This window comes from Leifsonia sp. (genome assembly GCF_051955155.1).
Lineage (GTDB): Bacteria > Actinomycetota > Actinomycetes > Actinomycetales > Microbacteriaceae > Leifsonia.
In genome coordinates this window covers 1-6,950 of the sequence record NZ_JBQCGZ010000112.1, presented here as the reverse complement: position 1 = coordinate 6,950, position 6,950 = coordinate 1, and the positions used below count along the sequence as shown (strand labels likewise).

5 protein-coding genes are annotated in these 6,950 nt (G+C 73.8%); 1 reads left to right on the top strand and 4 read right to left on the bottom strand.

From position 1 onward, the window contains the following. Positions 1 to 238 precede the first annotated feature (238 nt). The 3 genes from ACTHMF_RS12200 to ACTHMF_RS12190 form a co-directional block, all read right to left on the bottom strand. Positions 239 to 1,402 carry an AI-2E family transporter gene (locus tag ACTHMF_RS12200; RefSeq protein ID WP_440317873.1) on the bottom strand — a complete coding sequence of 388 codons (1,164 nt, stop codon included), beginning with the start codon at positions 1,400 to 1,402 and terminating at the stop codon, positions 239 to 241. A 315-nt stretch (positions 1,403 to 1,717) separates the two neighbouring features. Beyond that, on the bottom strand, positions 1,718 to 3,253 hold the full coding sequence (locus tag ACTHMF_RS12195; protein ID WP_440317871.1) for an APC family permease: 1,536 nt from the start codon (positions 3,251 to 3,253) through the stop codon (positions 1,718 to 1,720). A gap of 135 nt (positions 3,254 to 3,388) precedes the next feature. Next, the gene (locus ACTHMF_RS12190) at positions 3,389 to 4,165 is read right to left on the bottom strand and encodes an isocitrate lyase/PEP mutase family protein (protein ID WP_440317869.1); all 777 of its coding nucleotides are present in this window, start codon (positions 4,163 to 4,165) and stop codon (positions 3,389 to 3,391) included. Positions 4,166 to 4,241: 76 nt separating this feature from the next. Between ACTHMF_RS12190 and ACTHMF_RS12185 the strand changes: the two genes are divergently transcribed. Continuing rightward, a complete protein-coding gene (locus tag ACTHMF_RS12185; protein WP_440317868.1) occupies positions 4,242 to 5,576 on the top strand; it encodes an MFS transporter in 1,335 nt (444 codons plus the stop codon). Between the two features lie 15 nt (positions 5,577 to 5,591). Here the strand turns inward: ACTHMF_RS12185 and ACTHMF_RS12180 are convergent, their stop codons facing one another. Beyond that, positions 5,592 to 6,938 (bottom strand): FAD-binding oxidoreductase, encoded by a 1,347-nt coding sequence (locus tag ACTHMF_RS12180; RefSeq protein WP_440317866.1) that lies wholly within the window; start codon positions 6,936 to 6,938, stop codon positions 5,592 to 5,594. Positions 6,939 to 6,950: the final 12 nt, after the last annotated feature.

The window sequence follows — 6,950 nt, the reverse complement described above, 5'->3', positions numbered from 1 at the left end:
AGCGCCCGGCGATGGTGCGAGCATCCCTATACCTCTACCGGTTCTCCAGCTGGAAAGAGCTCCGCCGCGACCACGTGTGGTGGGTGCGCGAACGGGTGGCCGAGCTCGTGCCGCCGGTGACGCTGACCGGCCCTCGGCGCTGACGGGCTCGCCCCAGCGCGTGGAGTCTGGAGAATTGTGGACGCTTCATGTCGCGTGAGGCCCGCCAAGAGCGACCACAAGCGTCCACTAGTGACGGCTAGTCGCCGCCGGGCGGCTCCGTGACCTCGCTCTCGTGGTGCGGTGCCGTCTCGGTCTCGCCGTGCTCGTCGATCGGTGCTGGGCGATCGTGCGAGTGCAGCATGGCGGTGATCATCGCGTTGGCGACCGCGAGGAACGGCACGGCGAAGAGCGCTCCCGGCACTCCGGCCAGCCCGGTGCCGGCGGCGACGCCGACGACGACCGCGAGCGGATGCACCTTCACCGCACCGCCGACCAGCAGCGGCTGCATCACGTGCGCCTCCAGCAGGTGGACGAGCAGCACGCCCGCGAGCATGATCACGGCCTGAATCGGACCGGCGAAGACCAGGGCGATGCCGACCGCGATGATGCCCGAGACGATCGCGCCGACGACCGGGATGAACGAGAACAGCAGCACGATCACGCCGATCGGGATGGCGAGCGGCAGGCCGAGGAAGAACGCGACGAGCCCGATGCCGACGCCGTTGACGGCGGCGACCAGGATCTGCACGCGCACGAACGCGGTCAGGGTCGACCATCCCGCCTCGCCGCCGGCCTGGATCGCCGGGCGTCCGCTGCGCGGGAACAGCCGCGTGATCCAGCGCCAGATGCCACCGCCGTCGATGAGCATGAAGATGGTCGCGAAGATCGCGATCAGGGCGCCGGCCAGCACGTGGCCGGTGGTCGTGCCGACGCGCAGCGCGCCGCCGATCAGCGCGGAGCTGTCCTTCTGCGCGAAGGCCCCCGCGCTCCGGATCCAGGAGTCGAACTCTCGGTCGCTGACGTTCCACGGCGGCTGGCGGAGCGCCTGCCTCGCGCGGTCGTACGCGGCGACCGACTCGTGCTCCAGCTGCGGCAGTCCCGCTCTGACCTGCCACACCACGAGCAGCACCAGTCCGGCGATGATGGCGGCGAACAGGACGAGGCAGAGCGCGATCGCCGCCCACCTGGGCCAGTGGTGCCGCACGAGCGCGGCGACGCTCGGCTGGAGCAGCGCCGCCACGAGCAGGGCGACGAGCAGCGGCACCACGATCTCGTGGAAGACGATCACGAGATAGATGACCAGGCCGGCCAGCGCGGCGATCACCAGCAGCCGCCACGACCATTCGGAGGCGGCGCCCACGCCGCCGGGGACGGACGACTCCCGGACGACGGGCTGGCTCTTGCGCGGAAACGCGATCATGACGGACCCCTTACCTGTGCAGTCGCCCGACCATACGCCGCGCGGCTGTGCGCGTCTGCGGGTTGCGCGCGGGTGCGCGGCGGCCCGGGTGCGGAGCGGTCCGGGCGCGCCGGTCAGGCCGCGCGGCGGCGGGCCGGTTCCGTGCGGGCGCGAAGCGCAGGCGCGACCCGCCGGGAGGACTCGCCGGGACCGTCGAGCCGCACCGGGGGCAGGCCGGCGCGGCAGCGGACCCAGACGGCCCGGCGGATCAGCGGAAGGCGGTTCACGGGGAGCGACGGTATCCGCTCTCGCGAGGCGGGTCAAGCGGTGCCGGCGTCACGCGTCGGCGTCCGCGCCCAGCTCCGGGGCGCCCTCCTCCTCCGTCCCGTGCCCGATCTGGGCGTACACCCGCGGGTTCCTGCGCTTCAGCACCGCGCCCCAGACCACCCCGATCACGCCGGCGGCGATCACGATCGCGGGGAGCAGGAACGTCGTCGCCGACGGCGGCGCGGTCGGGTCGCTGGTCAGCAGCGTGTTGAAGTAGACGACGATCAGGATGAACACCACGCCGAGCAGGACGCCCGAGATCGCCGGGGCGACCACCCGCTGCCAGGAGCCGAGGCCGTGCCGGGAGCGGCGGAAGAAGCCGATCACCGCGAACGACACGATCGCCATCAGCAGCACCAGTCCGAGCGCGCCGGTGTTGGTCAGCCACGAGAACAGCGTGAGCACCGGGAACAGGATGGCGGGGGCGCCCTTCGGCGGCACCCAGCCGACGCTCGCCAGCGCGAAGGCGGCGATGACGACGACGGCCAGGACGGTCTGGGTCAGCGATCCGGCCCACGGCGCCCTGCTGTGCCTGCGCACCGTGGCCAGCCAGCCCGGCAGCACGCCCTCGCGGCCGAGCGAGAAGAAGTAGCGGGCGACCGCGTTGTGGAAGCTGACCAGCGACGCGAACAGGCTGGTGATGAACAGCACCTGTGCGATGTCGCTGATCAGCACGCCGACGTGCGACTGCAGGAACGAGAAGATCAAGTCGGGGCCCTGCTCGGTGGAGTCCTTGACGACGTTGCTCGGCCCGGAGGCGATGGTCATCGCCCACGACGAGAGCGCGTAGAAGATCGCGATGACGCCGACCGCGGTGTAGGTCGCGCGCGCGACCGGGCGCCGCGGGTCCTTCGACTCCTCGCCGTAGATCGCGGCCGACTCGAAACCCATGAACGCGGCGATCCCGAACGCGAACACCGCGCCGATGCCGGGCACGAACAGCGCGGACGGGCTGAGCGCCTCGGCGGTCACGCCCTCCGGGGCGACGACGAACGACGCGATGTCGTAGACGATCACGACCAGGAACTCGAGCGCCACCAGCACGCCGAGCACCTTCGCCGACAGGTCCACCCGGTTCACGCCGAGCGCGCCGACGATCGCGATGCAGACCAGGATAGGCAGCCACCAGGGCACATCCCAGCCGAACTTGGTGGACAGCAGCGACGCGACCTGATAGCCGAAGAGCCCGTACACGCCGATCTGCATGGCGTTGTACGAGACCAGGGCGACGAGCGAGACGCCGACGCCCATCGGCCGGCCGATGCCCTGCGCCACGTACGAGTAGAACGCGCCGGCGTTGGTCACGTACCTGCTCATCGCGGCGTAGCCGACCGCGAAGATCGCGAGCGTCGCGCCGAGCAGCAGGAACGACAGCGGAACGCCGAGGACACCGGTGACGGCGAAGGTCGTGGTGACGCCGCCCGCGAGGACCGTCAGCGGCGCCGATGCCGCGACGATCATGAAGGTGACGGCCGGGACGCCGAGCCGGCGGTGGGATGGGGCGGCCGCGCCGGTGCTCACGGCGACGTCGTTGGTGGAGGTCATGCTTCTACTCCCTCGGGGAAGCGCGCTGGGGGATGCGCGACTCCACCGATCCAAGCGGCACGCGCGCGCGACGGCTTGCACGCGGGCGCACGCCGTTTGTCGCCACGGGAACAGAGCGGGACGCGCGGGGATCGGTCAGCCGGCGTCCGCGTGCCGCGCGAAGTCGAGCAGCTGCTGCTGCATGTCGGCGTAGGAGGTGGCGGACGGCACTGGGCGGCCGTCGCGCACGGCCACCGCCGCATCCACGGCGGCGTCGATCGCGACCCGGTACGGCAGCGAGCCGGTGCTCACCCTGCGCACGCCGAGGTCGCGGAGCCGGCCGAGGGAGAGGCCGGGCACCACGAGCACGTTCAGCGGCAGCGGAACGGCGGCCACGAGCGCCTCCAGCGTCGCCGGATCCGCCGCGCCCGGCACGAAGAAGCCGTCGGCCCCCGCCTCCGCGTAGGTCAGCGCGCGAGCGGTGACCGCCTCGACCGTGTCGTCCTCGTGGAACCAGTACGAGTCGACGCGCGCGTTCACGAACACGTCGGGAGCCGCCGCCTTGATCGCGCGGATCTTCGCGGCCGGGATGGCCGGGTCGACGAGCCTGCCGTCCGCCGAGTCCTCCAGGTTCACGCCGGCGACGCCGAGGCCGGCGACCAGCGCGGCCACCTCGCCGGGGTCGTCGCTGTAGCCGTCCTCGATGTCGGCGGTCAGGTACACCGGCAGGGACCGCAGCCGGTGGACGAGCGCCACCGTCGCCTCCCTGCTCGCGCCGCCGGCGTCCGGTCGCCCGGTGGAGGCGTTGACGCCGAAGCTGGTCGTGCCCACCGCGGGGAATCCCGCCGCCGCGAACGCGATAGCGGAGCCCGCGTCCCAGGCGTTCGGCAGCAGCAGCGGCTCCGGCTGGACGTGCAGATCGTGGAACGACATCGGCTCACCCTTCGACGCCAGCAGGGTAGCGCGTGCGACCGACGGCGTGTCAGGCCCCGCGCGTACAGTGACGCGCATGCGACGGGGAGCGGTGGCGGTGCTGTGCCTCGTGCAGTTCGTGGACGTCCTCGGCGTCACCAGCGCCACCACGGCCATCCCCGCCCTGCTCGCCGGCGTGGGGGCGGACAGCTCCGCCGCCGGGCCGCTCGCGACCGTCTACGCGATGTTCTTCGGCGGCGTGCTGATCCTGGGCGCCCGGCTCGGCGACCGGTACGGCCACCGCCGCGTCCTGCTGGTAGGGGTCGGGATGTTCGGCGCTGTCTCCGTACTGGGGGCGACCGCCGCCTTATGGCAGGGCGCGGCGCTCGCTGCGGTGCTCGTCTCCCGGGCGCTGCAGGGCGCGGCGGCCGCGCTCTCGGTGCCCTCCGCCCTGCGGCTGCTGCTGCTCGCCGCGCCGGAGGGTCCCCGCCGGGCGGCCGCCCTCGGCGCGTGGAGCGCGACCGGCGCGGCGGCGGGCGCGTCCGGCTTCCTGGTCGGCGGCGTCCTCGTGCAGTGGTTCGGCTGGCCGGCGGTGTTCTGGGTCAACGTGCCGCTCGCGGTCGCGCTCGGCGCCGGCATCCTGCTGGCGGTGGCGTCCTCCCGCGACGCGGTCGCCGGCACCGGCGTCGACGTCCTCGGAGCAGCCCTGCTGATCCTCGCAGTGATGTCGGTCATCGCGGGAGCGGCCTGGATCGAACGCGGCGAAACGCGCGTCCTCGGCATCGCCGCGGTCGCGGCCGGCCTGCTGCTGGCGGCGCTCCTCGCGTGGTGGCTGCGGCGCGCGCCCGACCCGCTCATCCCGCGCGAGGCGTTCCGCTCGCGCCCGCTGCGCGAGGGGACGGCGCTCTCGTTCGTGAATACGGCGACGACGAGCTCGGCCGCGGTGCTCGCGACCCTCTACCTGCAGCAGCGGATGCACTTCGATCCGGTGGCGACGGGGCTCACCCTGATGGCGTTCAGCGTGTGCGTCATCCTTACCTCCAGCGCCAGCCGGGCGGTGCTCGCGCGGCTCAGCGCGCGCGTGGTCGCGGGAATCGGTATCGGCGCAATCGCGGCGGGCTGCGCCGTGCTCGCCCTGACGGCGGGGAGCTGGTGGGGCGTCCTCGCCGGGGTGTCGGTGAGCGGCGCCGGGCTCGGCCTGTCCTCCGTCGCCGCCACCACGATCGGGACCGCCGTCCCCGGCCGGCTCGCGGGAAGCGCGAGCGGGATCCTCAACACCGGAGCGCAGCTCGGCACCGCGCTCGGCGTCTCGGCGGCCGTGCTGATCGCGTCGTGCCTCGGCGTCGCCGCCGGCTGGCGGGCCGCGGCGCTCGGGGCCGCGGGGACGGCGGCCGTCTGCCTGCTCCGGCCAGGCCGCGGCCGCCGCCGGTGACGGCAGCCCGCGCCGCTACCCGACCGGCTCCAGCTGGGGCGCGAGGTTGTGGTTGCGCGCGAACAGGTTGTGCGGGTCGTACTGCGCCTTCACCGCGGCGAGCCTGCGCGCCGTCTCCTCCGGGTACACCGCGGCGACGTCCGCCGCCGTCGCGCCGCCGAGGAAGTTCGCGTACGCGCCGGAGACGTGCGGCGCCAGCCGGTCCCAGGTCCGGGCGACGGAGGGAGCAGCGGCCTCGACGACCGGGAGGGGGCCGGCGACGAACGTGGTGATCATCGCGGCGGCGGAGCGGTGCGCGAACGCCGTGGCATCGGCCGCCACCCGTCCCATCGCGCCGCCGAGCGCGTGCACGCTGAAGACGGCCGGCTGCTCCTCCGCGGCGATCTCGGCGACCGTCGTCATGGCCGCGCCGAGCGCGTGCGGTGGAACGAACGCGTCGCGGACGTTCAGCCCGAAACCGGGCGGGAGCACGCCGCCCGGCTCCAGCACGTCGGGGTACGCCCGCACCGACACGTCGTCGGCGAGGATGGTGCCGAGCCGGCGGAGGGGATCGATCGCGCGCTGCGCATCCGCGGGAGCGCCGTCGAAGGCGACCACGAGCTCGACGGGCGCCTCCCTGCCCCCGGCGAACGGGTTGGCGAGCTTCGCCACCGAGCTGAGCGCCTCCGGTGCGCCGCGCAGCTGGTCGGCCCAGCCGGTCAGCACGCGGCCGGCCTCCGACGCGGGGAAGGTGATCCGGCCGAACGTCAGCTCGCCGCCGTCGTGCGCCTCGAACTCGAACGCCGTGACGACGCCGAGGTTCCCGCCACCGCCGCGCACCGCCCAGAACAGGTCGGCGTTCCGTTCGCGGTCGGCCACCAGGACGTCGCCTGCCGCCGTCACCAGCTCGACGGCCGCCAGATTGTCGAGGGCGAGGCCCTGGGAGCGCACCATCCAGCCGATCCCGCCCGAGAGCGTCAGCCCGCCGACGCCGACGCTCGCCGTGTCCCCGGAGGAGATCACGAGCCCGTGCGGGACGAGCGCGGCGCAGACCTCGCCCCAGCGCGCGCCTCCGCCGACGCGGACGCGGCGCCCGCCGAGCAGGACCACCTCGTCCATGGCGCGCAGGTCGAGGACGACGCCCCCGTCGACCGTGCCGAAGCCGGCGAACGAGTGCCCGCCGCCGCGCACCGCCAGCGGGAGCCCGGCCGACGCCGCGAACCCGATCACGGCGCGCACGTCGTCGGTGCCGGCCGCCTGGACGACGACGGCCGGGTCCGCCACCACCAGCGGGGTGCGGGCCGCCGCCGCGAAGTCCGCGTCGCCTGCCGCGATCACCCGTCCGCTGACGCTCCTGCGCAGCGCTTCGATCGATTCGCTCATGTCTTCTCCTCA